The 25,096-nt window shown below is 70.1% G+C and carries 23 protein-coding genes; 12 read left to right on the top strand and 11 right to left on the bottom strand.

The window, feature by feature from the left end:
* Positions 1-11: 11 nt before the first annotated feature.
* Positions 12-2,156, bottom strand: coding sequence for a ribosome rescue protein RqcH (gene rqcH / locus J2754_RS04640; RefSeq protein ID WP_211086793.1), 2,145 nt, complete (start codon positions 2,154-2,156; stop codon positions 12-14).
* A 159-nt stretch (positions 2,157-2,315) separates the two neighbouring features.
* Between rqcH and J2754_RS04635 the strand changes: the two genes are divergently transcribed.
* The gene (locus J2754_RS04635; protein WP_211086792.1) at positions 2,316-3,260 is read left to right on the top strand and encodes a ketopantoate reductase family protein; all 945 of its coding nucleotides are present in this window, start codon (positions 2,316-2,318) and stop codon (positions 3,258-3,260) included.
* A gap of 73 nt (positions 3,261-3,333) precedes the next feature.
* Positions 3,334-4,101, top strand: a complete 768-nt coding sequence (gene surE / locus J2754_RS04630; protein ID WP_211086791.1) for a 5'/3'-nucleotidase SurE — start codon at positions 3,334-3,336, stop codon at positions 4,099-4,101.
* 263 nt (positions 4,102-4,364) lie between these two features.
* Here surE and J2754_RS04625 read toward each other — a convergent pair whose 3' ends face one another.
* The 3 genes from J2754_RS04625 to J2754_RS04615 all read right to left on the bottom strand — a co-directional run bounded on the left by J2754_RS04625 (position 4,365) and on the right by J2754_RS04615 (position 9,308).
* A complete protein-coding gene (locus J2754_RS04625; RefSeq protein ID WP_188878135.1) occupies positions 4,365-6,023 on the bottom strand; it encodes a tRNA uridine(34) 5-carboxymethylaminomethyl modification radical SAM/GNAT enzyme Elp3 in 1,659 nt (552 codons plus the stop codon).
* 63 nt (positions 6,024-6,086) lie between these two features.
* Positions 6,087-8,258, bottom strand: a complete 2,172-nt coding sequence (locus J2754_RS04620) for an OB-fold nucleic acid binding domain-containing protein (RefSeq protein ID WP_211086790.1) — start codon at positions 8,256-8,258, stop codon at positions 6,087-6,089.
* 96 nt (positions 8,259-8,354) lie between these two features.
* A complete protein-coding gene (locus tag J2754_RS04615) occupies positions 8,355-9,308 on the bottom strand; it encodes an A/G-specific adenine glycosylase (RefSeq protein WP_188878132.1) in 954 nt (317 codons plus the stop codon).
* 145 nt (positions 9,309-9,453) lie between these two features.
* Here J2754_RS04615 and J2754_RS04610 point away from each other — a divergent pair, with 145 nt between their 5' ends.
* From J2754_RS04610 to J2754_RS04595, 4 genes are read left to right on the top strand one after another with little or no spacing between them, the layout of a single operon-like run.
* The gene (locus J2754_RS04610) at positions 9,454-9,900 is read left to right on the top strand and encodes a pyridoxamine 5'-phosphate oxidase family protein (RefSeq protein WP_188878130.1); all 447 of its coding nucleotides are present in this window, start codon (positions 9,454-9,456) and stop codon (positions 9,898-9,900) included.
* Between the two features lie 49 nt (positions 9,901-9,949).
* Positions 9,950-10,276 (top strand): ribbon-helix-helix protein, encoded by a 327-nt coding sequence (locus J2754_RS04605; protein WP_188878129.1) that lies wholly within the window; start codon positions 9,950-9,952, stop codon positions 10,274-10,276.
* A 38-nt stretch (positions 10,277-10,314) separates the two neighbouring features.
* Positions 10,315-11,205, top strand: a complete 891-nt coding sequence (locus tag J2754_RS04600) for a GAF domain-containing protein (protein WP_188878128.1) — start codon at positions 10,315-10,317, stop codon at positions 11,203-11,205.
* Positions 11,198-11,851, top strand: a complete 654-nt coding sequence (locus J2754_RS04595) for a DUF7504 family protein (protein WP_211086789.1) — start codon at positions 11,198-11,200, stop codon at positions 11,849-11,851. Before J2754_RS04600 ends, J2754_RS04595 begins: the two co-directional genes overlap by 8 nt.
* A gap of 14 nt (positions 11,852-11,865) precedes the next feature.
* Here the strand turns inward: J2754_RS04595 and J2754_RS04590 are convergent, their stop codons facing one another.
* Entirely contained in the window at positions 11,866-13,209 is a 1,344-nt protein-coding gene (locus tag J2754_RS04590; RefSeq protein WP_211086788.1) for a class-III pyridoxal-phosphate-dependent aminotransferase, read from the bottom strand.
* Between the two features lie 97 nt (positions 13,210-13,306).
* On the opposite strand from J2754_RS04590, the gene J2754_RS04585 reads away from it, so the two are divergent.
* On the top strand, positions 13,307-14,470 hold the full coding sequence (locus J2754_RS04585; protein WP_211086787.1) for an AI-2E family transporter: 1,164 nt from the start codon (positions 13,307-13,309) through the stop codon (positions 14,468-14,470).
* On the opposite strand, the gene J2754_RS04580 is transcribed toward J2754_RS04585, so the two are convergent.
* On the bottom strand, positions 14,467-14,724 hold the full coding sequence (locus tag J2754_RS04580; RefSeq protein ID WP_188878122.1) for a hypothetical protein: 258 nt from the start codon (positions 14,722-14,724) through the stop codon (positions 14,467-14,469). The genes J2754_RS04585 and J2754_RS04580 overlap by 4 nt on opposite strands.
* Before the next feature lie 73 nt (positions 14,725-14,797).
* Here J2754_RS04580 and J2754_RS04575 point away from each other — a divergent pair, with 73 nt between their 5' ends.
* Entirely contained in the window at positions 14,798-15,034 is a 237-nt protein-coding gene (locus J2754_RS04575) for a helix-turn-helix domain-containing protein (RefSeq protein WP_211086786.1), read from the top strand.
* A gap of 59 nt (positions 15,035-15,093) precedes the next feature.
* The gene (locus J2754_RS04570; protein ID WP_188878120.1) at positions 15,094-16,659 is read left to right on the top strand and encodes an SLC13 family permease; all 1,566 of its coding nucleotides are present in this window, start codon (positions 15,094-15,096) and stop codon (positions 16,657-16,659) included.
* Between the two features lie 20 nt (positions 16,660-16,679).
* Here J2754_RS04570 and J2754_RS04565 read toward each other — a convergent pair whose 3' ends face one another.
* From J2754_RS04565 to dhaK, 4 genes are all read right to left on the bottom strand, one after another.
* Complete coding sequence (locus tag J2754_RS04565) at positions 16,680-16,955, bottom strand: PadR family transcriptional regulator (RefSeq protein ID WP_188878119.1); 276 nt, start codon at positions 16,953-16,955, stop codon at positions 16,680-16,682.
* Between the two features lie 342 nt (positions 16,956-17,297).
* A complete protein-coding gene (dhaM, locus tag J2754_RS04560; protein WP_188878118.1) occupies positions 17,298-17,678 on the bottom strand; it encodes a dihydroxyacetone kinase phosphoryl donor subunit DhaM in 381 nt (126 codons plus the stop codon).
* Positions 17,679-18,419: a dihydroxyacetone kinase subunit DhaL gene (gene dhaL, locus J2754_RS04555; RefSeq protein ID WP_188878117.1), complete on the bottom strand. Its 741-nt coding sequence runs from the start codon at positions 18,417-18,419 to the stop codon at positions 17,679-17,681.
* Positions 18,416-19,414, bottom strand: a complete 999-nt coding sequence (gene dhaK / locus J2754_RS04550) for a dihydroxyacetone kinase subunit DhaK (protein ID WP_188878116.1) — start codon at positions 19,412-19,414, stop codon at positions 18,416-18,418. The genes dhaL and dhaK overlap by 4 nt, the downstream gene beginning before the upstream one ends.
* 115 nt (positions 19,415-19,529) lie before the next feature.
* On the opposite strand from dhaK, the gene J2754_RS04545 reads away from it, so the two are divergent.
* Together J2754_RS04545 and J2754_RS04540 are read left to right on the top strand one after the other, a co-directional pair.
* Positions 19,530-20,249, top strand: a complete 720-nt coding sequence (locus J2754_RS04545; RefSeq protein WP_211086785.1) for a TFIIB-type zinc ribbon-containing protein — start codon at positions 19,530-19,532, stop codon at positions 20,247-20,249.
* Between the two features lie 153 nt (positions 20,250-20,402).
* Positions 20,403-21,512, top strand: coding sequence for a glutamate-cysteine ligase family protein (locus J2754_RS04540; RefSeq protein ID WP_211086784.1), 1,110 nt, complete (start codon positions 20,403-20,405; stop codon positions 21,510-21,512).
* A gap of 50 nt (positions 21,513-21,562) precedes the next feature.
* On the opposite strand, the gene glyA is transcribed toward J2754_RS04540, so the two are convergent.
* Complete coding sequence (glyA, locus tag J2754_RS04535) at positions 21,563-22,810, bottom strand: serine hydroxymethyltransferase (RefSeq protein WP_211086783.1); 1,248 nt, start codon at positions 22,808-22,810, stop codon at positions 21,563-21,565.
* A gap of 129 nt (positions 22,811-22,939) precedes the next feature.
* Here glyA and J2754_RS04530 point away from each other — a divergent pair, with 129 nt between their 5' ends.
* Positions 22,940-24,964 carry a hypothetical protein gene (locus J2754_RS04530; RefSeq protein ID WP_188878111.1) on the top strand — a complete coding sequence of 675 codons (2,025 nt, stop codon included), beginning with the start codon at positions 22,940-22,942 and terminating at the stop codon, positions 24,962-24,964.
* The last annotated feature ends 132 nt before the right edge of the window (positions 24,965-25,096 follow it).

Genomic DNA, 25,096 nt, shown 5'->3' with positions numbered 1-25,096 from the left:
ATCGGGGTCGCCTATTCCTCCGCGATGCGGCTCCCGCCCGGCGGCATGAACTTCTGGATCTCGTCGGGCGAGGCCACCTTGCGGACGAAGGACTCGTCCGCGAAGCGCTCGCGGAACGTCCTGTACACGCGCTTGGCCGCGTCGCCCTGCGCGAACTTCCCGGGTTCGAGCGCGACGGTCGTCTCCGCCCGTCCCTCGATGGCCGACGGTGGGCCGCCGACGACGCGCGTCGAGGGCTCGCAGGTGATACCCACCGCACAGCCGACGGGCGTGTTCTCGAAGTACGTCCGGTCACCGCGGATCGTGAAGCCGCCCTTCGAGAGGTACTCGCCGGACTCCGCGGTCTTCGAGACCTGCTCCGGCATCACCATGTAGGCGTCGCCGGCGCCCCGGCCGTCCTTCCACACCGAGGAGTACGTGACGGCGAACTGCGCGGCCTCCTCCAACGAGGACTCGGGCACCTCGATGTCTTGGGAGGGCTCGCTCGGCGCGGAGGTCTTGAGCACCGTCACGGGACCGCCGTGGGCCTGCGCGTGGAAGAAGCGGTCGTAGCCGTCCATGTACTTCTCCACGATCTCCTCGTTCTGATCGGCGTTCCGGCCGCCGATGACGAGGAAGCCGTCGGACGTGCGGAACCACCGGAAGCGATCGTACCACTGCTCCTGCTTGCGCACCGGGATCGACGCCCGCGAGAGCCAGTCGATGTCCTCGGGTTCCTCCTCTTCGGGCTCCTCCTCTTCGCGTTCCTCCTCGCTCCACGCCTCGCGGCGCGCCTGCCAGTCTTCGAGTTCCTCGCGGGTGTTCTCGATGGCCGCGAGTGCGCCCTCCTTTTTCTCCTCGACGCGCTTGGCCTCGCGGTAGAGCGCGTCGGCGTTCTTCTCGACGCCCGCGTCGGGATCGAGGCCGATCGCGTGGCCGCCGAGGCGGAGGCGGACGAGGCCGTTCTCGGGGTCGACGCCGGCGACGTGCTCGGCCGCCTCGATCCCCTGTTCTTTGCCCTCTTCGAATCGCTCTTCGACGTCGTCCCAGCCGTAGCCCGCGGCGAGCGCCTCGCGGACCGTCGAGAGCACGTCGTCGACGAGATCGTAGCGCTCGTAGAGCAGTTCGGCCTTCTCGCGTTCCTCCTCGGCCTGCTCCTCGAAGTTCGAGATCGCGCCCTCCTGCTGCTCGATGATGCGTTTTCGCTTGGCGATCTCCTCCTCGAAGGCGGGCTTGCTCGTCGTCTCCTCGGATCCCTCGTCGGCCTCCGTTTCGAGGTTCGTGAAGTAGTCGTCGAGCGCGGCGTTGAACGAGTCGAACGCCTCCGCGGGGAGGTCGGCGCGCTCCTCCAAGGGCAGCGGCGTCACGTCGACGCGACGCCCCTTCTCGGCCGCCTCGTCGTCACCCTCACCGCCGTCCGCCGTTTCCCACTCGTAGTAGACGCGGGGGTCGGTGCGCCCGGCTTTCACGTCGTCGAGCAGGCGCTCCATGGCGTCGTAGATCGCCTCGAACTCCGCCTCGCCCGCGTCCTCGATGTCCTTCGTCTTCTCGACGCCGGCGCGCGTACAGAGCTCCTCGCCGTAGAGCCCGCCGAAGTTGAGCTGCGTCGCGACCGTCCGCACGAGGTCGGTGTCCGATTGGCGCATCCGCTCTGCGAACCCCTCGTAGTCGAGTTCGAGGGGGTTCACCCGCGACTTCGGGAAGCCGTACTGGCTCCCGGGCGCGACCGTGCGGGACTTCAGGCGGACGGTTTCGAGGCTGTCGACGACCTCGCCGTTCTGATCGAGCACCGCGATGTTGCCGTCGCCGAACAGTTCGGCGACGATGGTGGTGTCCTGGTCCTCGCGGCGGAACTCGAACTCGAGGATGCGATCGAAGCCGTGCTGGCGCACCTCGTGGAGGTTCGCACCCGAGAGCCGGTTCCGAAGCATCTTGGCGAAGTTCGGTGGTCGCCCGGGCGCGTTCGGTACGTGCTCGGGGCGCGCGACGTTCGCGCGCTTGGTCTCCCCGACCTCGACGAGGAGTTCGACGCGTCCCTCGTCGAAGTCCCGCATCTTGAGGCGGACGAGGTCGTCGCCGTAGAGATAGGCCTTGTCGACCACCGCGCCCGCGTAGCCGTTCAGCTCGGCCGTGAGGGCGACGAGGTCGATGCTCGTCAGTTCCCGCTTCTCGTCCATGATACGCCCACTAGCGCGGTGGTCCCCTTTTGTACTGCGGTCTACGCGGGCCCGCAGGGACCGCGACGAGAGCGAGCGCGGCGTCGAGGGGCGTGCCGTCACGCGACGATCGACGCCGACTCCCGTACTTCTATGCCGTCCGGCCCCGACGGCTCCGTCATGGAGATCGCAGTCTACGGCGCGGGCGGCGTCGGCGCGTACTACGGCGGCCGCCTCGCCCAGCAGGGGCACGACGTCACCTTCATCGCGCGCGGCGAGCACCTCGACGCCCTCCGCACGGAGGGGCTCGCGGTCGAGAGCGTCGCCGGCGACTTCGAGGTCGACTGTCCCGCGACGGACGACCCCGCGGCCGTCGGTGAGGTCGACCTCGTGCTCTTCTGCGTGAAGTCCTACGACACCGCGGACGCCGCGGCGTCGCTCGACGCGATGCTCCGCCCGGACTCCGCGGTCCTCTCCCTGCAGAACGGCGTCGACAACGAGGACGTCCTCGCGGACGTCGTCGGCACCGAGCGCGTCTGGGGCGGCGTCACGTACATCTTCAGCACGATCGCGAGCCCCGGCGTCGTCGAACACACCGGCGGCCCCGGTCGCGTCATCTTCGGGCAGTACCACGACGTCGACGGGCCGGTTCCCGATCGGCCCGCACTCGCGGACGACTTCCTCGACGCCTGCGAGGCGGCGGCGGGAATGCGCGCCGATTACACCGACAGCGTCCACGCGACGCTCTGGGACAAGTTCGCGCTCATCTGCGCGCAGGCGGGCCTCACCGCCGCCACGCGCCAGCCGTTCGGCGTCATCAACGACACGGACGAGACGTGGGCGCTCTATCGGCGCGTCATGGAGGAGGTCGTCGCCGTCGCCCACGCGGAGGGCGTCCGCTTCGAGTGGGACCCCGTGACGAAGTGGCTCGATGCGATGACGTCGATGGACAACGACGAGAACTACTCCAGTCTCCACTACGACCTCACCCACGGCAAGCGCATGGAACTCGACGCCCTCCACGGGAGCGCCGTCCGGCGCGCCCGCGAGCGGAACGTCGACGTTCCAGCCGTCGAGGCCGTCAACGCCATCCTCCGCCCGCAGGCCGACGCGAGCGAGCCCTGACGCGCTGATCTCCCGTGAGACACGTAGGCAAACCACCGGAACGGCTTAGCGCGGGCGTCCGGTACGGGTCGCCGTGAGCACCCTCTCCGTCCTCCTCACGAACGACGACGGCATCGACGCGCCGGGCCTCGAACGCCTCCGTGATCGCCTCGACGCCGACCACGACGTCACGGTCGTCGCACCTGCCGGCCAGCAGTCGGGGACCGGGCAGACGCGCACCGCCGGCCCCGTCGAGTACCACGACCACGCGCGCGGCTACGCCGTCGAGGGGACGCCCGCCGACTGCGTGGCGGTCGGCCTCGCCGCGATCGGGCTCGAACCCGACGTCGTCGTCTCCGGCTGTAACGACGGGCCGAACCTCGGCGCCCACGTCCTCGGGCGCTCCGGGACCGTCGGCGCCGCGATGGAGGCGGGCTTCCTCGACGTGCCGGCCGTCGCGCTCTCGATGTACGACTGGGACCTCACCGATCCCGACTGGGAGCCCACCACGGAGACGTTCGACCTCGCCGCGGAGGTCGCCGCCGACCTCGTCCCGGCGTTCGCCGCCGGCGACGTCCTCCCGAGCGCCGACTACCTCAGCGTCAACGCGCCCGCCAGCGATCAGGCCACGGCGCCCGTCCGACGCGTCACCCGTCCCTCCGAGGAGTACGAGCTCGAAGCGACCGTCACCGGCGCCGGCATCGATGTCGAGGACCGCTTCTGGGCCGAGTTCCTCGAACGCGACGTCCCCGACCCCGAGGGGACCGATCGGCGCGTCTGCGTCGACGACGAAGTCTCCGTGACGCCGCTCACCGCCCCGCACGGCGTCCCCGAGGACGTCACGCCGGGCGGCGTGCTCTGAGTCGACCCGCTGGAAGCGACGACGCGGGGGGATCAGACTACCCGAACGGACCGGGCGAGCCAGCGACGTAGGACGAATCGAACGGAGCGGACGAAGCGGGCCGGACGCGGGTTTATGCCCCACCGCCGGACAACGCGCCTCCCGTGACCTGAGAGCGGTCGCGGACCGCCGTGCGAAACGCGACGGCGGGCGGTCCGCGGCGGACGGTGCCGTCGTGTTCGCCAATCGCTCGCGACGCTCGCGGCCGGGACCGCTGGTGCGGTTTAGAGCTCCTTCACCACGTACGGCCCGTCCTGGTGGTAGCCGAGCTTGCGCTTGTAGTACTGGCGCGCGCCGATCCCGGAGATGACCGCGAGCGTCTCGTAGCCGGCGTCGCGGGCGCGTTCCTCGGCCTCGCGCATCAGGCGGCGGCCGTAGCCGCGGTGTTGCTGGTCGCCCTCGCCGCTCGCCTCACCGACGCTCACCGCGTCACCGTAGACGTGGAGTTCGCGCAGGAGCGCGGCGTCCTCCAGCTCGCGGCGCGCCGTCTCGCCCGGGAAACGCAGACGCGCGAAGCCCACCAGCAAGTCCTGCTCGAAGTCCTCGAAGCTGATGAACTGCTCCGTCCCGCCGGCGGCCTCGTACTCGATCGTCCCCATCTCGACGGTCTCGGGCTCCGCGTCGTTCATCCCGACCTCGCGACAGCGGATGCACGAGCACTCCCAGCCGTGCTCGTCCATCTTCTGCCACGCAAGCTGTCGGAGGTTCGACTTCCAGACGCCCGCGTCGATGAAGTCCGCGGGGATGTCGCGCTGGACGCGCTGGAGGCGCACGTAGCGCGGGAGGTCCTTCATCACGCGCGCGACGAGCTCGGCGGCCTGCTCGTTCTGGAGGGGCTCGAAGTCGTCGCGGCGCCACTGGTCGTACACCCTCGTGCCGCGCACGACGAGCGTCGGGTAGATCTTCAGGTAGTCCGGGCGCCACTCGGGGCTCTCGAAGAGCTGCCGGAAGTCCTCTTCCACCATCCGCTCGGTCATCCCGGGCTGGCCGGGCATCATGTGGAAGCCGACCTTGAACGCCGCGTTCCGGAGGTTGCGGTTCGCGTCGATGGAGGCCTGATTCCCGTGGCCGCGGTGCATCTCCCGGTTGATGCGTTCGTAGGTCGTCTGGACGCCGACCTCGACTTTCGTCCCGCCGAGGTCGAGCATCCGGTCCACCTGCTCGGGGTCGCACCAGTCCGGCTTCGTCTCGAAGGTCGTCCCGATGTTGCGGATGTCCCCGAACTCGTTCGCCGTCTTGACGTCCTCCAGATAGCTGAACGCGTACTCGTCGGGGTCCTGGGCGAACGAGACCCCCTCGGCGGGCGCGGGTTCGGCGTCGAGGTCGTGATCGTTCAGCGCCTCGAGACAGCGCTTCACGAACCACTCCTGGTAGTCGTGGCTGCGGGCCGTCATCGTCCCGCCCATGACGATCAGCTCCACCTTATCGACGGGGTGGCCGATCTCGCGGAGCTGATTGAGCCGCAGCGTCACCTGCCCGTAGGGGTCGTAGTCGTTCTGCTCGCCGCGCGCCGCCGCGGGTTCGTGGCCCGTGTAGGACTGCGCGCTCCCGAACTCGCTCGCGGGGCCGCCCGGACAGTAGAGACACTTCCCGTGGGGACAGAGGTGCGGGCTCGTCATCACCGCGACCGGCGCGACGCCGGACGCCGTGCGCACGGGCTTGCGCTGGAGGACTTCCTCCAGTTCCTCGCGGCGCCCCTCGGGGGCGTGATCGAGCAGGTCCGTGTGTTTCGGGACCCGCGCGACCGAGTGCTCGGAGCAGACGTCGAGCTTCGCGCTCTCCACGTCGCCCTGTCCGACGTCGCCCGAGAGGATGCGCGCGACGAGGTCCTCGCAGGCCGCGGCGAACGCCTCGTCCTCGCCGCTCTCGGCCTCGCTACTCATTGGACGTGAATCAGCCGACCACGACGCAAAAACGTATCGTTGAGCGACCGCGGCGGTGCGGCGTCAGTCCGACTGCTCGGCGAGCGCCTCGACGGCGGCGTCGACGACGGCGTCGCGCTCGCCGCTGAGGAACTCGATACGGCCGTCCTGAGCGCCCCGTGGCACGACGCCGGCCTCGGGCAGGTCCGCCGCGAGCGTCTCGCCGACCGCGCGCACGTCGACGTCGCCGGTCGAGCGCACGCGGAGCTCGTCGCTGTCCGCACCCACGAGGATGTACGCGCCGTCGGCGCGCTCCCGGTAGAGGGCGTCGAGCAGCAGCGCGACGGGCGGGAAGTCGTAGCGGTGCGTGTACCGATCGACGTCGAGGACCTCGATCGTCACGTCGCCGGCGACGTCGCGCGCGTCGAGGTGGGGTTCGGCCGTCTCGAACTCCGTCGCGAGCTTCTCGCGGAACTGCTCGCCGACGTGGCCGACGAGACCGGTGTGGGCCTCGTCCCAGAGGAGGTCGATGACGATCTCGCGTTTGTCCTCGTAGGCCTGGTAGAAGGCCTCCAGCGCGAGGGCGTCACGGACGTTCTCGACGGTGTCGCGGTCGTAGCCCGCTTCGGCGGCCAGTTCGGCGTAGACGTCCGGCGTGTCCGACCAGAACGGGACCGCGGGGAGGTGCGCGAGGTCGCCGCGGACCTCGCCGTTCACGATGCCGGCGAGGTGCGTGGCGAGCACGCCCGTCGAGACCGGGTCCTCGCCGTGCTGCGTCGGGGAGACGAGGACGCCAGCGGCGTCCGCGGCCTCGCCGTCCGCGTAGCCGCCGTCGAGGGCGACCGTCGGCGCGTCGTACTGCGCGAGGAGACCGAGCCCGTCCGTGGACTCGCGCGTGCTCCCCGTGCCGACGAGGACGAACAGCGGGTGTTTCTCGTCGTGGCGATCCGCGGCCTGCAGCATCGACGTGACGTCCTTCGTCGCGTCGTCGAGCGTGTAGAAGCCGTCGTCGAGCGGCCGGCGGTCGACGTAGTGGTACTCGGCGTCGCTCGCGGTGTGCTCGGCGCGGACGAGCGGGAGGACGGCGCGCTCGATGGCGGCCCCGCCGACGTACCCCTCGACGTCCGCGGTGTGACGGACGATGACCGGGCGGGACTGGATGATCGCCCGGCGGATCTCCGTCGCGGCGTCGACGAGGTCGTCGTGCACGACGTCGACCGCCGTGTCCTGCACGAGCAGCGTCTCGTCGTCGGGCGTCGCGCGCTCCGTGACCTCGGCCTCGCGGCGCTCGTGGACCGCGCTCGCCTCCGAGCCCGTGAGCACGTCGAGGTCCTCGGTCTCCAGTTGGAGCTCGCCGTGGTGGCGCTCGACCTCGCCGACGAGACGGACGACGTCGCCCGCCTCGACCTCCGGATAGGCGCGGACGCCGGCCTCGACGAACGCCGCGGCGTCGACGGTGCCGGTCTCGTCGGTCAGCTCGAAGACCGTCGGACCGGACGTCTGACGGACGCCCGTGACCTCGGCTTCGACGGCCACGACCTCGCCGACTTCGGCGTCGAGGGCGTCGATCGGGACGCGAACGACGTCCTCGGGCTCCGCCTCTTCGCCCGCGTTCGTCCCCTCGGTCGCGTTCGATTCCTCACCCGCGTCTGTCCCCTCGTCCGCCGACGGCTCGGTGTCCGATTCGGCGTTCGTTTCCGCCGCTTCGGCCTCGTTTCCGCCCGCGTTCGCCGACTCGTCCGCCTCCGCGGCGTCGCGCTCGTGCTCGTCCGTCGACGGCTCGCGCTCGCCGCGACTCGCGCTCTCAGCGGCCTCCTCCTCTTCCTCGGCGTCCGGCTCGGACGCCGCGGGCGGCGCGTCGCCCTCGTCCTCGGGGAGTTCGGCGTTCGTCGGTGCGTCCGGATCGTCGACGAGCAGCCCGCGGAACTCGCGTTCGGACTGGCGAATCGACCACGCGAGGTCGACGTTCCCGTTGCCGTGGACGTCCTCGACCTCGACGTAGACGGTGTCGCCGGACTCCCAGTCGAGCGCATCGAGGCGCTGGGGGATCTCGCTCTTGTGGAGCAGACCGGTGACGTTATCGCCGATGTCGACGAAGACGCCGAACTCGGCGAAGCCGTCGACGTGACCCTCGTAGAAGCGACCCGGCGTGAGCTGTTCGGGCGTGGAACCGCGGAACTCGAAGACGACGTCCTCCTCGTGCGTCTCGCAGATGTATCCGTCCGTGGAGGCGCCGCAAATGATACACGAACCCATTTAGCGGTGAAAAGTCCCCCGCCCCTAAACGACTGTCGAAACCGCGCGCGTCGGACGCGCCCGCGAACGCCCACGGCGACCGCGGATCGGCAGTGGTCAGCGGAGTCGCGCCACCGGCTCGCCGTCGCGCTCGTCGAGCGCCGCGAGGCCGTCGTCGGCGAGGTCGGCGACGAGGCCGCGCAGCCACTCGCGGCCGTGCTCTCCCTCCGGCGTGTAATCGACGCGCACCTTCGGGCCGAGGTCGTCGAGGGCGAGTTCGTCGTGGTTCGAGAGCGCCTTGACCACCCGGCCGCGCATCTGTCGGCGCGACCCCTCGAACTCGGGCTGGGTGGGCACGTCCGGCGCGGTGAAGTCCCCGGTCTCGTAGGCGTGACACCACCGCCGCCACGGACAACCGACCTCGTCGCACGAGGGGGCCTTCTCGCAGGCCACGCCGCCGAGTTCCATCATCGCGTTGTTCCAGACCCGCGACTCGCCCGCGGGCATCAGCGCGCCCGCGACGGCGGCGAACGCCTCGTCGTCGTCCGGGACGTCGAAGGCCCGATAGAGCACGCGCTTGACGTTCGTGTCCACGACGGCGTTTCCGTTGTCGAACGCGAACGACGCGACCGCGTTCGCGGTGTACGGCCCGACGCCCATCAGCTCCTCCAGTTCGTCGGGCTCCTCGGGGAACGCCCCGTCGTACTCCGTCACGACCTGCTCGGCGGCCTCGTGGAGGTAGCGCGCGCGGTTGTTGTAGCCGAGCGAGTGGCCGGTCCAGAACCCGACGACGTCGCTGCGCTCCGCGGCCGCGAGATCGCGGACGGTCGGCCACCGATCGAGGAACTCGTGCCACGCCGTCTCGACGCGGTCGAGTTGGGTCTGTTGACTCATCACCTCGGAGACGAGTATTTCGTAGGCGTCGGTCGTCTCGCGCCACGGGAACGAGCGGTGGTCGTCCTCGTACCACGAGACGAGGGCGTCGCGGACGGCCTCGACGTCCGCCGGGAGGTGGACCCGCGGGTCGTCGCCACCGCCGCCCCCGTCCGCCGTCGCGTCCGCATCGCTCATACCCGCCCGTCGGGCGGCGCGCGCTTTAGGCTGACGACACGGGACGCGGCGACGCCCGGCGCACGGCGGGACCGGCCCACCGTCGAAATCGGACGACTGGATCGGGTTCACAACCCATATAGCCGAGACGAGCCACGGATCGGGTATGACAGCCGACGAGATGACGGACGAGGAAGTCGACGCGTTCCTCCGTGAGCGGGGGTCCGGCGTCCTCGCGCTCACCGACGGCGCCGAGAGCTACGCCATCCCCGAATCGTTCGGCTACGACGGCGATGCGCTCTACTTCCAGTTGGTGTACGATGAGGGGAGTCGGAAGATGGCGCTCGTCGAGTCGACGGGCGTGGCGACGTTCACGGCGTACACGGAGACGCCGGCCGCGAGCGTCGTCGCCCGCGGTCCCCTCGACGTCGTCTCGGACGGCGACGCGCCTCGCGCCTCGGAGGCGCTCGCGGAGAACGGCACCGTCCCGACGCTGAACGTCAGCACCGAGACGCCGCCGTCAGAGCTCGCCTTCGACTACTACCGCCTCACCCCGGCCGACCTCACCGGACGGGTGTTCGGCTCGGCCTTCGAGGGCGGCACCGAGCGCTGACCGAGTCCGAATCCCAATCGCCTTCCCGACGCCGCGCGATGGTCGGCGTATGACTCTCGACGACCTCGTCGACGACGTGCAGTCGACGAACCGCGAGCTGAAAGACGCCGATTTCGCCCTCGACCGGGAGTCCCGGACCGAGCTCGCCATGCTCGTCGCCGCCCTCGACCCCGAGGACGCGGACGAGCTCGTCCGGCGCGCGATCCACGCGCTCTTCGACTCCTACGTGCAGAGCGGCAAGCTCGACTTCGCCCTCCGCAGCGCGTACGACACCACCTACGACGAGTACCTCGCGGGGATGAGCTACGACGAGATGGCCGGCAGCCGACAGGAGTTCCCGCAGGACGACGACGAGGGTCGGCGCTATCAGTACTAGCCCCGCCCTTCAACAGCCCTGGCGGCGAAGAGCGACCGATGATACTCTGCGTCGATCCGGACTCGACCGCGCTGGCCGCGACGCGTGACGCGCTCGCGGACGCCGGGTACGAGGTCGTGACGGCCGGAACGATCGCCGACGCGCGCGACGTCCTCGACGACCCCGACGGGCCGACGCTCGACGCGCTCGTCACCGAGTACGAACTGCCGGGGGGGACGGGCCTCGACGTCGTCCGCGCGGTGCGAGAGCACGCGCCCGACGCCGCGTGCGTCCTCTTCACGTCGACTCCGGTCGAGTCGATCGACACCGCGGCGTTCGGTGACGTCGTCGCGGACTACCTCACGAAGGACGAGGCGGACGCCCGCGAGGCGCTGTGCGACGTCCTCGAACAGACGCTCGCCTTCCGCTCGCAGACCGCGTACCCGCTCCCCGACGACGAGGACGCCCGACTCGACGCGCTCGATCGGTACGCCGGCGACCCGGCGGCGCTCGACGCCTCGCTCGATCGACTGACCGAGATCGCGACCGCGCTCTTCGATCTCGACGCCGCCGCCATCGGCCTCATCGACGCGCACGAACAGCGCTTCCTCTCCTGTCACGGCGTCTCGATGGGGACGATCGACCGCGAGGATACGGTCTGTACGTACGCCATGCTCGACGACGACGTCACCGTCATCGAGGACGTCGGGGGGGACGCGCGCTTCGAGACGAACGAGGGGGTGCGCGCGGCGGGGATCGCGTTCTACGCGAGCGCGTCGCTCGTCACGCCCGACGGCCAAACGATCGGAACGTTCTGTGTCTACGACGACGAGCCGCGGTCGTTCGACGCGCGCGAGCGCGAACTGCTCGCGCTCCTCGCCGACGAGGCGATGGAGCAGTTGGAGCTCAGGCGCAGGCTCGACGGCGACGGGGGTGAGGACGATGCGTGACGGCGCGTACGACTTCGAGGGGCTGCCGCTCGCGGACGTCGATCCCGGATCGAGCGTCCTGCTCGCGGGATCGCCCCACAGCGGGGCGCGGACGCTCGCGCTCCGGATGCTCGCCGGCGCGACCGACGAGGCGACCATCGTCGTCACCACGAACCGCCGCGCGGGCCGCCTCGCCGGCGACTGCGAGCGCGCCGGTATCGAGATGGAGGCGGATCGCACCGCGATCATCGACTGCGTCGGCGGCGAGGACCCGGACCTCCCGGCGCGCGTCATGCCCGTCTCCGGGCCGTCCGACCTCACGGGCATCGGGATGCGGTTCTCCGACGTCCACCGGTCGTTCCAGCGGGCGGGCGTCGAGGGCGTGCGGACGGGCATCTGCTCGCTCTCGACGCTCCTCTCCTTCGGCGAGCTCCAGCCGGTCTCGCGCTTCGTCCACACGCTCGTCGGCCGCATCGACAGCGTCGACGGCCTCGGCGTCTTCCTGGTCGATCCGTCGATGCACGACGACCGGACGATCAGCACGCTCTCCCAGTTCTGCACGGGCCGGATCGACGTCCGGGAGGCCGAGGGCGGTGCGGAGCTACGCGCGCGCGGTCTCCCGGATCAGTCCCGCGAGTGGGCCGCCTTCGACCCGACGCTGGAGTGACCCGGGACGGGCGTTCAGGCCCCCGTGACCCGCGGGTCGTCGAGCGCCGCGTCGATGATCGAGAACCCGAGTTCGATCTCCCGCTCGGTGGCGTCGAGCGGCGGGAGGAGCCGCAGGGTCTTGTAGCCACAGCCGATGGTGAGGAGCCCGCGATCCAGACAGGCGCGCAACAGCGCGCCGCGGCGCTCCTTCGTGTCGAGTTCGACGGCGAGCATGAGGCCGCGGCCGCGGACGTCCGTCACGTGCTCGCTGTCGAGGTCCGCGAGTAGCTCGGTGAACTGCCGACCGCGCTCGCGGACGTTCGTCAGGAGGTCGTGGGCCTCGATGGCGTCGATGGTGGCAACGCCCTGCGCGGCCGCGAGGACGTCCCCCGCGCCCCACGTCGAGGAGAGGCGCGCCGTCTCCTCGGGGAAGACGTCCGCGTCGGCGATCGTCGCGCCCACGCGGAGTCCCTTCGCGGACGTGATGACGTCGGGGTCGAGATCGAGGTGGTCGATCCCCCACAGCTCGCCGGTGCGCCCGAGGCCGCTCTGGATCTCGTCGCTGATCACGTAGAAGCCGTGTTCGGCCCTCGCGGCCGCGACGTCGCGCGCGAAGTCATCGCTCGGGACGCGATACCCGCCCTCGCCCTGCTGGGGTTCGAGGATCACGTACGCGAGTTCGTCGGGATCGATCACGCCGCGCTCGGCGTGGAGCATGTCCGCGAGGCGGTTCCCTCCCGGGCCGTCGGTCTCCCACCCGCAGGTGCACTCGCCCTCGCAGGTGCAGTAGGGGAGGCTGACGACTCCCGGGACCTCGGGGTAGCCCGTCCGGTGGACGGCCTTCGAGCGGTTGAGCGAGAGCGCGCCGAGGGTGCGTCCGTGGAAGCCCCCATCGAAGGTGACGGCGCGATGACCGCGCTTCGCGTAGCAGATCTTGATGGCGTTCTCGACGGCCTCCGCGCCCGAGTTCGAGAGGAAGACCGTATCGAGGCCGTAGTGTTCGGTGAGGTCGGTGAGCCGCTCCATCAACTGCGTCGGCCCGGGGACGTCGGGGTCGTCGACGCTCCCGCCGCCGCTGACGTAGAAGTCCTGCCCGGCGATCTTCGTCGGGTCGACGAGGTCGAAGGCGTCGAGTCGATCGAGGATCTTCGGGTTGTTGTAGCCGAGCGGGGCGGACGCGACGTGCGCGGTGAAGTCGAGGAGGACGTTCCCGTCCACGTCGGTGCAGAAGGGGCCGACGGCGTCCTCGGTGATGTCCCAGACGAAGTCGTAGACGTAGGTGCTCGGCGCGGCGTGTTCGTGGTGGCGCGCGACCCACTCGCGGGCCGCGTCGCCGGGGAACGAATCGACGCGCGGTTCGGCGGTGTCCCGGTCCATACGATCCCGGGAACGCGCCGGGGCAAAACGGTAGCGTCTCGGCGGGGCGCTCCGGCGAGCACGTGGGTTTTTGACACCGGCCCACCGAGTCGGAATCATGAGCACGACGTGGGAAGTCGGTCGCGCGCGACTCGGCTGGTGGGCGATGGCCGTGGTTCTCGTGGGCGTCCTCGCGTTCGTCGTCTACTCGTTCGTCGGGACGTTCGTCTTCGGAGTCTTCGTCTACTACGCGGTCCGCCCGGTCTACCGGCGCCTCCGCACGCGGATCCGCCCACCGACGCTCGCCGCCATGGTGAGCTTACTCGTGTTCGCCTTCCCCGCGCTCCTGTTGCTCGCCTACGCGTCCGCGATCGGCCTCCAAGAGCTCAACAGCTACATCGCCGCACATCCGGACAGCTTCCAGCAGTTGGAGTCCGTGGTGGCGCCGTACGTCGACGTGGCGAGCGTCGTCCGGGACCCACAGTCCATCCTCTCCTCCTCGGACACCCTTGCGGCGCTCGAGGGAGCGATCAAGGCCGCACAGGGCTATCTCGGCTTCTTCGGGAGCGTCGCGCTCCACACCTTCGTGATGTTCACCATCGCGTTCTACCTCCTGCGCGACGACGGGCGTCTGGCCTCGTGGTTCCATCGGCGCTTCGACGACGCGGAGGGCGTCGTCCACGCGTACGCCAAGCGCGTCGACACGGACTTCTCGAACATCTTCTTCGGTAACATCCTCAACGCGGTCATCACGGCGATCATCGGTGCCATCTCGTACAGTCTCCTCGACTACGTCGCGCCGGCGGGCGTCGGCGTCCCGTATCCCGCGCTCCTCGGCGTCCTCACGGGCATCGCGAGCCTCGTTCCCGTCGTCGGGATCAAACTCATCTACGTCCCCGTCACGGTGCTCCTCGCCGTCCGTGCGGCGACCGCTGGCCCGGAGACGTTCTGGTTCCCCGCGTTATACGTCGCCGTCTCGTTCGTGATCGTCGACGTCGTCCCCGACCTCGTGTTGCGCCCGTACGTCTCCGGGCGGAACCTCCATCTCGGGATGGTGATGCTCGCGTACATCTTCGGGCCGCTCCTCTTCGGGTGGTACGGCATCTTCCTCGGGCCGATGCTCCTCGTCCTCATCGTCCACTTCGTTCGCCTCGTCCTCCCCGAACTCCTCGCGGGCGCGCCGATCAAGTCGGAGCCGGTCGGCCCGTCGACGACGACCGCGGGGACGGTCCAAACGTCCCTCGACGACGTGGCTCAAGGGGGAACGAGCGACGACGACTAGTCGAGCGCTGTCCCATCACGCGGACAGTAGCGCACGTCCGGATCGGTCGTCCGAAAGTCGCACTCGGGGCAGGCGCGCATCGCCGGGCCGTCCCCTGTCTCGGCGGCGTCCCGATCCCGGAGACCGCGGAAGAGCAACGGAAGGAAGGGGATCGCGACGAAGAAGACGAACCAGCCGGTGGCGTAGTAGATCGCGGCGCTGAGCGCGAGCGAGGCGACGAGGCCGACGATCGCGGTAGCGAGGCGGGAGCGCACGCCTCGCGCGTAGGGGCGGCGCCGATTTGGTCGTGACGGATGACTTATGAGGGTCGGTGGCGGCCATCCGATAATGTGCGACGTCGACGCCGGCGCGATCTCCCCGCGGGCGTGGCGACTGCTCCGGGTCGCGGCGGGCTACGACCAGCGCGCGGTCGAGCGCGAGCTCGACGGGATCCGACAGGCACACGTCTCGATGCTGGAGTCGGGCGCCCGCTCGCTCAGCCGCGATCGGCGACGCGCGCTCCTCGCCCTCTACGCGGTGGAGCTCGAGGCGGCCCAGATCGAGGCCATCGCGACGCACTTCTGATCGCGGCGTCCGACATCGATAATTATTAAACGGGGTGTACGTAATGTGGCCGTGTATCAATGATACGCCCAGACGTCTCGACCGCACGCGGCCGATTCACCGTCTTCGGGATCGCGGTGGTCGCCACCGTCCTCGTCGCGCTCGCACCGACGCCCGCGGGGCTCTCGATCGCCGGGCAGTACGCCATCGCCACGATGGTGTTCGCCGGGATCTGCTGGGTGACCGGCGCGCTCCCGCTCGCCGTCACCGCGCTCTCGATTCCCGTGTTACTCACTGCGTTCGGTGTCTACGGTGACATCGACGCCGCGCTCGCACCGTTCGCCGACCACCTCATCTTCCTGTTCATCGCCGGCTTCATGCTGGCGAACGGCCTCCAGAAGTACGACATCGACCGTCGGGTCGCCCTCTGGCTCATGGCGACGATGGGCTCCTCGCCGCGGAAGCTCGTCGCCGCCGTGATGATCGCCACGGCGTTCTTCTCCATGTGGGTCTCCAACACCGCGACGTCCGCGATGATGGCGCCCATCGCCGTCGGCGTCCTCACGCAGGTCATCGGCCGCGAGGAACTCATGGAGCAGACGGACGACGGCGAGTTCACGAACATTCAGGTCTCGATGCTGCTCGGCACCGCGTACGCCGCGTCCGTCGGTGGCGTCGGAACCCTCATCGGGACGCCGCCGAACGCCATCGTCGCCGGCCAGCTCCAGCAGCTCCTCAACTACGAGATCACCTTCTTCGACTGGCTCCTGATCGGCATCCCGATCGTCGTCATCACGCTCCCGATCGTCTGGTTCGTCCTCACGTACGTCCTCTTCCCGCCGGACGTCGACGACGTGAGCGGCGCGCGCGAGGAGGCCCGGACGTACCTCCGTGAGGAAGGTGACCTCCCCCGCGAGGGTCGGATCGTCGCCGGCATCTTCGGCGTGACGGCGTTCCTCTGGGTGCTCGGCGGTCTCGGGGACTTCCTCCAGCCGTACATGAACCCCGTGACGTACACGACGGTCTTCGGCGGCTCCGGCGAGACGCTGTTCGGCACGACGAGCGGCCACCAGGGCCTGCTCTACTACGTGATGGTCGGCCTCTACGCGGTCCCCGCGCTCGTCCTCTTCGACACGATGGAGTGGGAGGAGCTCGAGGACATCGACTGGGGGACCATCCTGCTGTTCGGCGGCGGCCTCTCGCTCGCCGCCGGCTTCGCCGAAACGGGCGCGACGAAGTGGATCGCGGAGTCGGTGTTCAACGCCCTCACGGGCGCGCCGATCGTCGCCATCGTCTTCATCGTCACGCTGCTCGTGATCTTCCTGACGGAGATGACGTCGAACACCGCGACGGCGACGATCATCGTCCCCGTCCTGATCAGCCTCGGTGGCGTGCTCGCGGCGACGCTCGGCCTCGCGGATTACGCGGCCGCCATCTTCCTCGCCGTCTCCGGCGCGGTCGCCGCCTCGTTCGCGTTCGCGCTCCCGGTTGCGACGCCGCCGAACGCCATCGTCTTCGGCAGCGGCTATCTGAAGCAGAAACACATGATGCGCGCGGGCGTCGTGCTCAACCTCGTGATGACGGCGGTGCTGACCGTCCTCATCTACGCGCTCTTCCGGTTCGTCTGGCCGGTCGTCCTCTGGTAGGACGCCGACGACCCTCGAATTTAGAAGTCGACGTACCGGTTCTCCCACTCGCGGCGCGCTTCGAGTTCGCGTCGGCCGCGGCGGGTGAGCGAGTAGTAGTTCGTCCGCTGATCGAGTTGCCCCTTATCCACGAGGCCCTTCTCGACGAGCGTGTCGAGGTTCGGGTAGAGTCGGCCGTGGTGGACCTCGCTCTCGTAATACTCCTCCAGTTCCTCCTTCAGCGCCAGCCCGTGTGGCTCCTCCCCCCCGGCGATGACGTACAAGAGGTCTCGCTGAAATCCTGTCAGGTCATTCATATTGGTTCTCCCTAAACGGGTTTAGTACGCCTATTGTATAACTCTGCTGTACTTAGACGGCCCGAAGTCACGTCCTCATATATTGACCTATTTCGGATCGCACGTTCGCCGGCGCACGTCAACTTCGGACGACGACATACTTATTAGCACGGGAATACTGGATACCGATGGCGCTTCGCTTTGGAGGGCCGAAGCGTCAGCGGGGACCAATTCAGGGCGGCAGCGGCCGGCCGGGCTGTTCCCGGCCGGCCGCTACCACTTCCGTTGCGTTTACCCGTAAGCGACGCTCCGCGTCGCTTTCCTTTCGAAAAACGAGATCCGGAGAGCGACCGCGTCGGCCGCTTACAGCTTCGACATTCCGCGGGCCTCCTCGGCGGCGGCGAGCGTCGAGTCGAGCGTCGCCTTCGAGCCGGCGGCGTGGACCGCCGCGTTGACGGTTCCTTCCAGCACGGGCGCGTCCGCGAGCACCGCGTCCGCGTCCGACAGCTCGATGGCGAGTTCGGCGTTCATCGTCGCGCTCCCGAGATCGACGAGGACGACGACGCCCTCGCCGTCGTCCGCACCGTCGAGCCCCGCGGCGATCGCGTCCGCGTCCGTCCCGATCCCGCCGTCGGGGTCGCCACCGGCCGCGACGAGGGGGACGTCCGACGCCATCTCCGCGGCGATCTCGACGATCCCCGACGCCGCCTTCGCGCTGTGTGAGACGACGAGCAGCCCGACCATCTACGCGTCCTCCGCCCCGTCGGCGTTCGCGTCCGCGGGCGTCTCGCTCGCCCCGTCTCGGGCGACCGCGTCGTCCGCGTACGCGTCCGTCACCGACGCCTCCCCGGCGCGGTCCGTCGCGGTCGCCAGCAGTTCTTCGAGGATGAAGAGCGTGCTCGTCGCGCCGGGGTCGCGGTGGCCGACGGCGCGTAGCCCGAGGTAGGAGGCTCGTCCCTTCGAGGCGCGCAGCGGGACCGTGTACGCGACGCCGCGGCGCGCCGCGTCGACGGCCTTCGCCAGCGCGTCGATCGGCGGGAGGTCGTCCTCCTCGATCGCGCGCTGGAAGGTGTGGACGGCGGGCGTCACCGCATCTACCATCGTCTTGTCGCCGGGTCGCGCGCCCCCGCGCTCGGTGAGCTTCTCGCGGTACGCCTCCGCGAAGGCGAGCGCGCTCTCCGCGTCGAGTCCGCCGTCGAGGGTCTGGGAGGCGGACATGATCGAGCCGCCGTAGAGGGGGCCGGCCGCGCCGCCCACCTCGGAGACGAGCGTCGTGCCGACGGTCTTGACGGCCTCGTCGAGTTCCATCTCCGCGAGGTCGTCGCGCTTCTCCGTCACGGCGCTGATCCCGCGCGCGAGGTTGTTGCCGTGGTCGGCGTCCCCGACCCGCGAGTCGAGGTCGGTGAGATAGGCCTGTTCGTCGTGGAGGCGCGCGTCGATCCGATCGAGCGCGTCGAGCAGCGCCTCCGTGTCCTCCCCACTCATTCGCGGACGGTGAGCGCCGGCGTCTCGGTGGGCGCGTCGAGCAGGTCCGTCAGCTCGTCGTCGACGCGACAGACCGTCACCGAACAGCCCATCATGTCGAGGCTGGTCATGTAGTCGCCGACCCACGCGTCGTGGACGTCGATCCCCTCGGCGTCGAGCCGCTCGGTAACGCGGCGCTGGAGGATGTAGAGCTCGGAGAGGGGCGTGCCGCCCATCCCGTTGACGATCGTGACGACCTCCTCGCCGGAGCCGACGCCGAGGTCGTCGAGGACGGCGTCGAGGAGGGTGTCGGCGACCTCGTCGGCCGTCATCGTCCCGGTGCGCTCGACGCCGGGTTCGCCGTGGATGCCGATTCCGAGTTCGATCTCGTCCTCGGCGAGTTCGAACGTCGGCTCGCCCTTCTCGGGCGTGACGCAGGAGGTGAGCGCGACGCCCATCGTCCCGACGTTGTCGACGACTTTCTCGGCGACGCGCGCGACCTCGTCGAGGTCGGCGCCCTCGGCGGCCTTCGCGCCCGCGCACTTGTGGACGAGGACGGTCCCACAGACGCCGCGTCGTCCGCTCGTGTAGAGGGAGTCCTCGACGGCGACGTCGTCGTCCACGACGACCTGCTGGACCTCGACGCCGTCGAGTTCGGCCATCTCCGCGCCGGTGTCGAAGTTCATCACGTCGCCCTCGTAGTTCTTCACCACGCAGAGGACGCCGCGGCCGCCGTCGGTTTCCCGCACCATCTCGGCGAGCTGGTCGGCGGTCGGGGAGGTGAACACGGCACCCGCGGCCGCGCCCGCGAGCATCCCGTCGCCGACGTAGCCGGCGTGCGTCGGTTCGTGGCCGCTCCCGCCGCCGCTGACCACCGCGACTTCGTCCGTCGGGGGACCGTCCGTGCGGACGACGACTTCGGTCTCCGGGAGTCGGCGGAGTTCCGGATACGCCGCGACCATCCCGTCCAGCATCTCGTCGACGTAATCGGTCGGGTCGTTGATCAATTTCTTCATATACGTTCACTAGCTACGCCCCCGGCGGTCAAAAGCGTTCGCGCGAACCCGGCGCGGCGAACCGTTCGCCGGCGCGACGGGACACCCTTTTCGGCGCGCCGGCCCACGTGCGCGTATGGAGATCCGAGGGGAGCGCGAGTGTACGGCCTGCGGGACGCAGTGGTCGTACTACGAGACCGGAACCGTCCGCTGTCCGTCGTGCGGGAACCTCCGCAGCGTCGCGACCGAAGACGAGCGCCGCGAGCACACGGACGGAGTGACGACGCTCGTCCTCGACGACGCGATCGCCGCCGCGGGACGCGACGACTATCGGGCGGCCGCGCGCGAGGCGCGCGATATCGTCCGCGACTACACCCACGAGCGGGGCTTCATCCGGGCCGGCGACCTCGGCGACCTCGACGACACCGTCCTGGCGGCGTGGGAACTGCGCTACGTCGCTGCGGCGTTCGCGCGCGCGTTCGACCACTCGGAGGCGGAGGCGTACTACTTCGTCTCGCTCCTCCGCGGCGCGCCGACGGGCGGGCGCCCGGACGCGAGCGACGTCCCCGACTCGATGCGGGCCGCGCGGGGGAACGGCTACGCGGACGCCGTCGACGACTACCGCGCCGACGTCCGGCGGTTCCTCGACGCCGGCCCCGAGCGCCCGGCGGCGAACGACCTCCTCGCGTCGCTCGACGACCACGTCCGGCGGATCCACGCCCTCGACGGCGACGTCCCGCCCGCCACGGCCGACCGCCTCGTCACCGCCGCACGCGCGACCGGCAGATACGCCCGCGACGGTGACGAGGCCGACGAAGAAGCGGCACGCGAGGCCATCGACCACCTGTCCGAGTGACGATCGGATGGCTATCGTCCGATCGAGTGGACGTTCGATCGTCTAAGTTCGGAAAAGATTCTTGTACCCGAGCGATAAACCGAAATTGTGGTACGGTGACACACCACACCCAGAATCGCTCGAACGGCCACCCGTGACGCCACCCGAACGACCGTGTCAACAGCCAACGAACCGATCCGACGGAGCATCGAAGTCGAGTACTGGGTCGTCGACGACGACGGTCGGCTCGTCGAGCCCGACGACCTCGTCGACGCCGCGCCGGGCGTCGAGCGCGAGTTCGTCGAGCCGCTGCTCGAAGTCAAGACGACGCCGCACGCGACGACCGCCGACCTCCGCGAGGAGCTCTACGACCGCGTCGGCCGCGTCGTCCGCCGCGGCGAGGAGCGCGGAAAACGCCTCGTTCCGCTCGCGACGCCGATCCATCAGGAGGAGATCGCCGAACACGCGGGCGAGCGAACGCGCGTTCAGAACCTCGTCGTCGGCGACGATTTCGAGTACGTCCGGCACTGCGCGGGGACGCACGTCCACGTCGAGCAGCTCCCGGAACGCACGATCGAACAGTTGAACACGTTCGTCGCCCTCGATCCGGCGCTCGCGCTCTGTAACTCCGCACCGTATTTCCGCGGCCAGCGACTCGCCGCCGGCGCGCGCTCGAAGCTCTACCGGCGTCTCGCGTACGCTGACGTCCCCCATCAGGGGTGGCTCTGGCCGTACGTCGAGGACCGCGCCGAGTGGCGCCGCCGCCTCGAACGCCGGTACGAGGACTTCGTCCACGCCGCCGCCGACGCCGGGGTCGACCGGCGCGTCGTCGAGCGCTGTTTCGATCCGGAGAGCGTCGTCTGGACGCCCGTGCAGTTACGCTCGGAGTTCGGGACCGTCGAGTGGCGCTCGCCGGACGCCGCGCGGCCGGCCGACGTCGTCCGCCTCGCCGACCGGCTCGCGTCGATCACGGAGCGCGTCCGCGACGTCGAGGTCAGCATCGAGGGCGACGCCGGGCGTGTCGGGGACGAGGAGATCGTCCTCCCCGAGTTCGACGTCGTGCTCGGCTACGTCGACGCTGCCATCGAGGACGGCCTCGACTCCACCGCGGTCACGTCGTACCTCGAACGAATGGGATTCGACGTCGAGGCCTACGAACCGACGACGCACGAGATGGACGATCGCGGGCCCGTCTCCCGCGCCGACGCACGGGACCTCCGCCTCGAACACGCGGCGCGTCTCGCCGACGAGGTCCGACGCGAGGTCGCGCTCGGCGACGACTGAGCGCGTGACGGCGCCCCGGCTCCGGGCGGGACCCGGGATCGGGTCGCGTCCTACTCGTAGATCGGGTGCGCGTCGCAGAGCTCCTGGACCTCGGCGGCGACGTCCGCGTAGACCTCCTCGTCGCCGATGTTGTCGACGACGCGCGTGATGAGGTCACCGACCCGGCGCATCTCCGCCTCCTCGAAGCCGCGCGTGGTGAGCGCGGGCGTGCCGGCGCGGATGCCCGAGGGGTTGAACGCGGAGCGCGTCTCGCCGGGGACCGTGTTCCCGTTCAGGACGATCCCGACCTCGGCGAGAGCCGCCTCGGCCTCGCTCCCCGTCGTGTCCGGGTGGGAGTCGCGGAGGTCCGCGAGGACGAGGTGGGTGTCGGTACCGCCGGAGACGAGCGAGAAGCCGTTCTCCATGAGCGTCTCGCCGAGCACTTCGGCGTTCTTCACGACCTGCGCCGCGTACTCCTTGTACTCGGGTTCGAGGGCCTCCGCGAAGCCGACGGCCTTCCCGGCGACGTTGTGCATGAGGGGGCCGCCCTGCAACCCGGGGAAGACCGCGGTGTCGATGGCGTCCGCGTACTCCTCGTCGCACATGATCAGGCCGCCGCGACCCGCGCGGATCGTCTTGTGCGTACTGCCGGTGACGAAGTCCGCGACGCCGACCGGACTCGGGTGTTCGCCGGCGGCGACGAGCCCCGTGATGTGCGCGATGTCGGCCATGTGGTAGGCGCCGACGGCGTCCGCGGCCTCCTGGATCGCCTCCCAGTCGACCTGTCGGGGGTAGGCGGAGAAGCCGGAGACGATGATGTCGGGTTCGGTCTCCTCGGCCTTTCGCGCGAGCGAGTCGTAGTCGAGGCGCCCGGTCTCGGCGCCGACCTCGTAGTGGGTGACGTCGTAGAGCTGCCCCGCGAAGTTGGCGTCGTGCCCGTGCGAGAGGTGCCCGCCGTGCGTCAGATCGAGGGAGAGGATCTTGTCCCCGGGTTCGAGGACGGCGAGGTAGACGGCCATGTTCGACGACGACCCCGAGTGGGGCTGGACGTTGACGTGCTCGGCCCCCCAGAGCTCCTTCGCGCGCTCGATGGCGAGCCGCTCGATGTCGTCGGCGTACTCGCACCCGCCGTAGTAGCGCTCGCCGGGGTACCCCTCGGCGTACTTGTTCGTGAGCTCGCTCCCCTGTGCGGCGAGGACGGCTTCGCTGACGTGATTCTCGCTCGCGATCATCGCCAGCGTATCGCGCTGCCGCTGACGCTCACCCGCGAGCGCATCGCCGACCTCCTCGTCGACCGCCCGGACTCGGTCGTAACTCATATTCGAGAACAGCCCGCGCGGCAGGCTTAAACTACCCGACTTCGCCGGAGGCGGACGACGCGATATAGGTGTTACATTCCCAACCACTCTCGATAGATCTATCCGGACGCTGTCGGTACCCACGACAACGTGCTAGCGTACGAGTCGACGGGTGACGGCTTCCGTGTGGCCGACGACGCGAACCGGGGCATCGCCGTCCGCGCGCCGGACTGGCGTCCCGGCGGGGACGCCCGCGAGCTCCCCCATTGCGTCGACGCCACGACGGCCGGAACCGCGAGCAGCCTCGCCCTCCCCGCGACGCCGGTCACGCTCGTCGAGACCGCCACCGGGGATCGGGTCGGGCTCGACGCCGGCGAGTCGACGCTGGGCGACGGGTCGTATCTCCTCACGGCCGACGCGACCGTCACCACGTTCCTGCGGTTCGACGGGCCCGCCACCGTCGCTCACCGCGGTCGCGACCCCGGCCTCGCGCTCGCGTTCCCGGACGCGCGCGACCTCACCCTCGGATTCCGCGTCGAGACGCGTCCCGAGCCGACGATCACCGTCCCGCCGACGCCGGCGGGGGTCGCGGCCGCGATCGAGTCCTTCGGGGCCGCGCACGCCACGACGACGGCCGCGCGCTCCGCGCCCGCGATGCGCGCTCGCCCGCCCGCGCTCGACTTCGACGCGACGCGGGACGCGACGCGCGTCGCCGCCGACGCCCCGGACACCGGCGTCGAACTCGTCGCCCCGCCCGACCTCGGGACGCTGTTCGCCGTCGCGCCGCTCTCGTACTACCTCTCCGCGTCCGTCCGCCTCGAGGCCGACGCCGTGCCCCACGTCCGCGCGCCGGGCGTCGACGTCCGGCGCGAGCTCACCGACCCGGCGAGGGACGCCGCGTCGCTCCTCGAACGGACGTTCTGGCTCGACTGCCTCGTCCGCCTCGCGGCCGCGGGTCGCCGGACGTCCGAGACCGCACTCCTCGATCGGCTCGGGATCGGCGCGGCCGAGACCGCCGAACGCCCGATCGACGCGCGCCTCCGGGCGTACCTCGACGTCGCGTACGACGAGATCCGCGACGACCTCCCGGAGTGGCCCCTCTCGATGTACGTCGATCCGACCGTCGAGAACGCCCGCGCGCTCCCCGCCATCCTCGATCGCCTCGCCCACGTCCACCCGCCGGAGAGCACGGAGATCGACGGCGGCGAGCTGCTGCGGCGCTCCCTCGACGCGTTCTACCGATCGGAGACGGCGGGAACGGCGACCGTCGACGTCGTCGAGCCCCGACTCCGCGACGGGCGCGCGCACGGCTGGCTGGCCGAGGGAACGCCCGTCGACGCGTTCAAGACGACGCCGGCGGCGTACGCGAACGACCGCTCGGCGTCGGCCGACGGCGATCGGCTCTCCGTCGCGGTCGTGTTGAACGACGCGGCTATGGCGAGCGAGCACGCCCGCGTCGCCGAGATCTACCGCGAGCGCGCCGCCGACGTCCCGATGGACGTGACGCTCCGGGAGGAGCTGACGCGCGCGGAGCTCGCCGCCGTCTTCGAGCGCGACCACGATTTCGTCCACTACATCGGTCACTGCGAGACCGAGGGGCTCCGCTGCGCGGACGGGGCGCTCGCGACCGCGGAGCTCGACGCGTCGAACGCCCGGACGTTCTTCCTGAACGCCTGTGGCTCCTACCACGAGGGGCTCGCGCTCGTCGAACGCGGGAGCGTCGCCGGCGCGGTGACGTTCCGGAAGGTGCTCGACGAACAGGCGGCGCGCGTCGGGACGGCGTTCGCGCGCCTGCTCGTCGCGGGGTTCGGCATCGAGCGCGCGCTCCGCCTCGCGCGCCGCCGCATCGCCATGGGCAAGGAGTACGCCGTCGTCGGCGACGGGACGCACGTCGTCGCCGGCGGCGAGCGCGATCCGCCAGCGGCGCTCGACGTCGAGGCCGCCGACGCCGACGGCGAGCGCGTCACGATCACGTACGACGTGGGAGCGCCCCGGGCGCACGGCACCACGTACCGACTCCCGACCCCGGCCGGCGTCGAGCGGCGTCTCCGCGGGAACGAGGCGAGCGTGACCCTCTCGCGTGCGGACGCCCGGTCCTTCCTCGACGGACTCGACGCCCCGACGATCTACGACGGCGAGCTCCGGTGGTCCGACGAGGTCCGCGAGGACCTCTGAGGCGCTGTGCGACCGCGAGAGCGGGACACCGACGGGGCTGGGGACGGCCTCGACGGTCGAACACCGTTCGATCGGTACGGGCGACGAACGGGATTCATTCAGCCGTTTCGTGATAAAATCATATATGCGGGT

The organism is Halarchaeum nitratireducens (genome assembly GCF_017874695.1).
Lineage (GTDB): Archaea > Halobacteriota > Halobacteria > Halobacteriales > Halobacteriaceae > Halarchaeum > Halarchaeum nitratireducens.
This window is presented reverse-complemented; position numbering and strand designations above follow the sequence as displayed.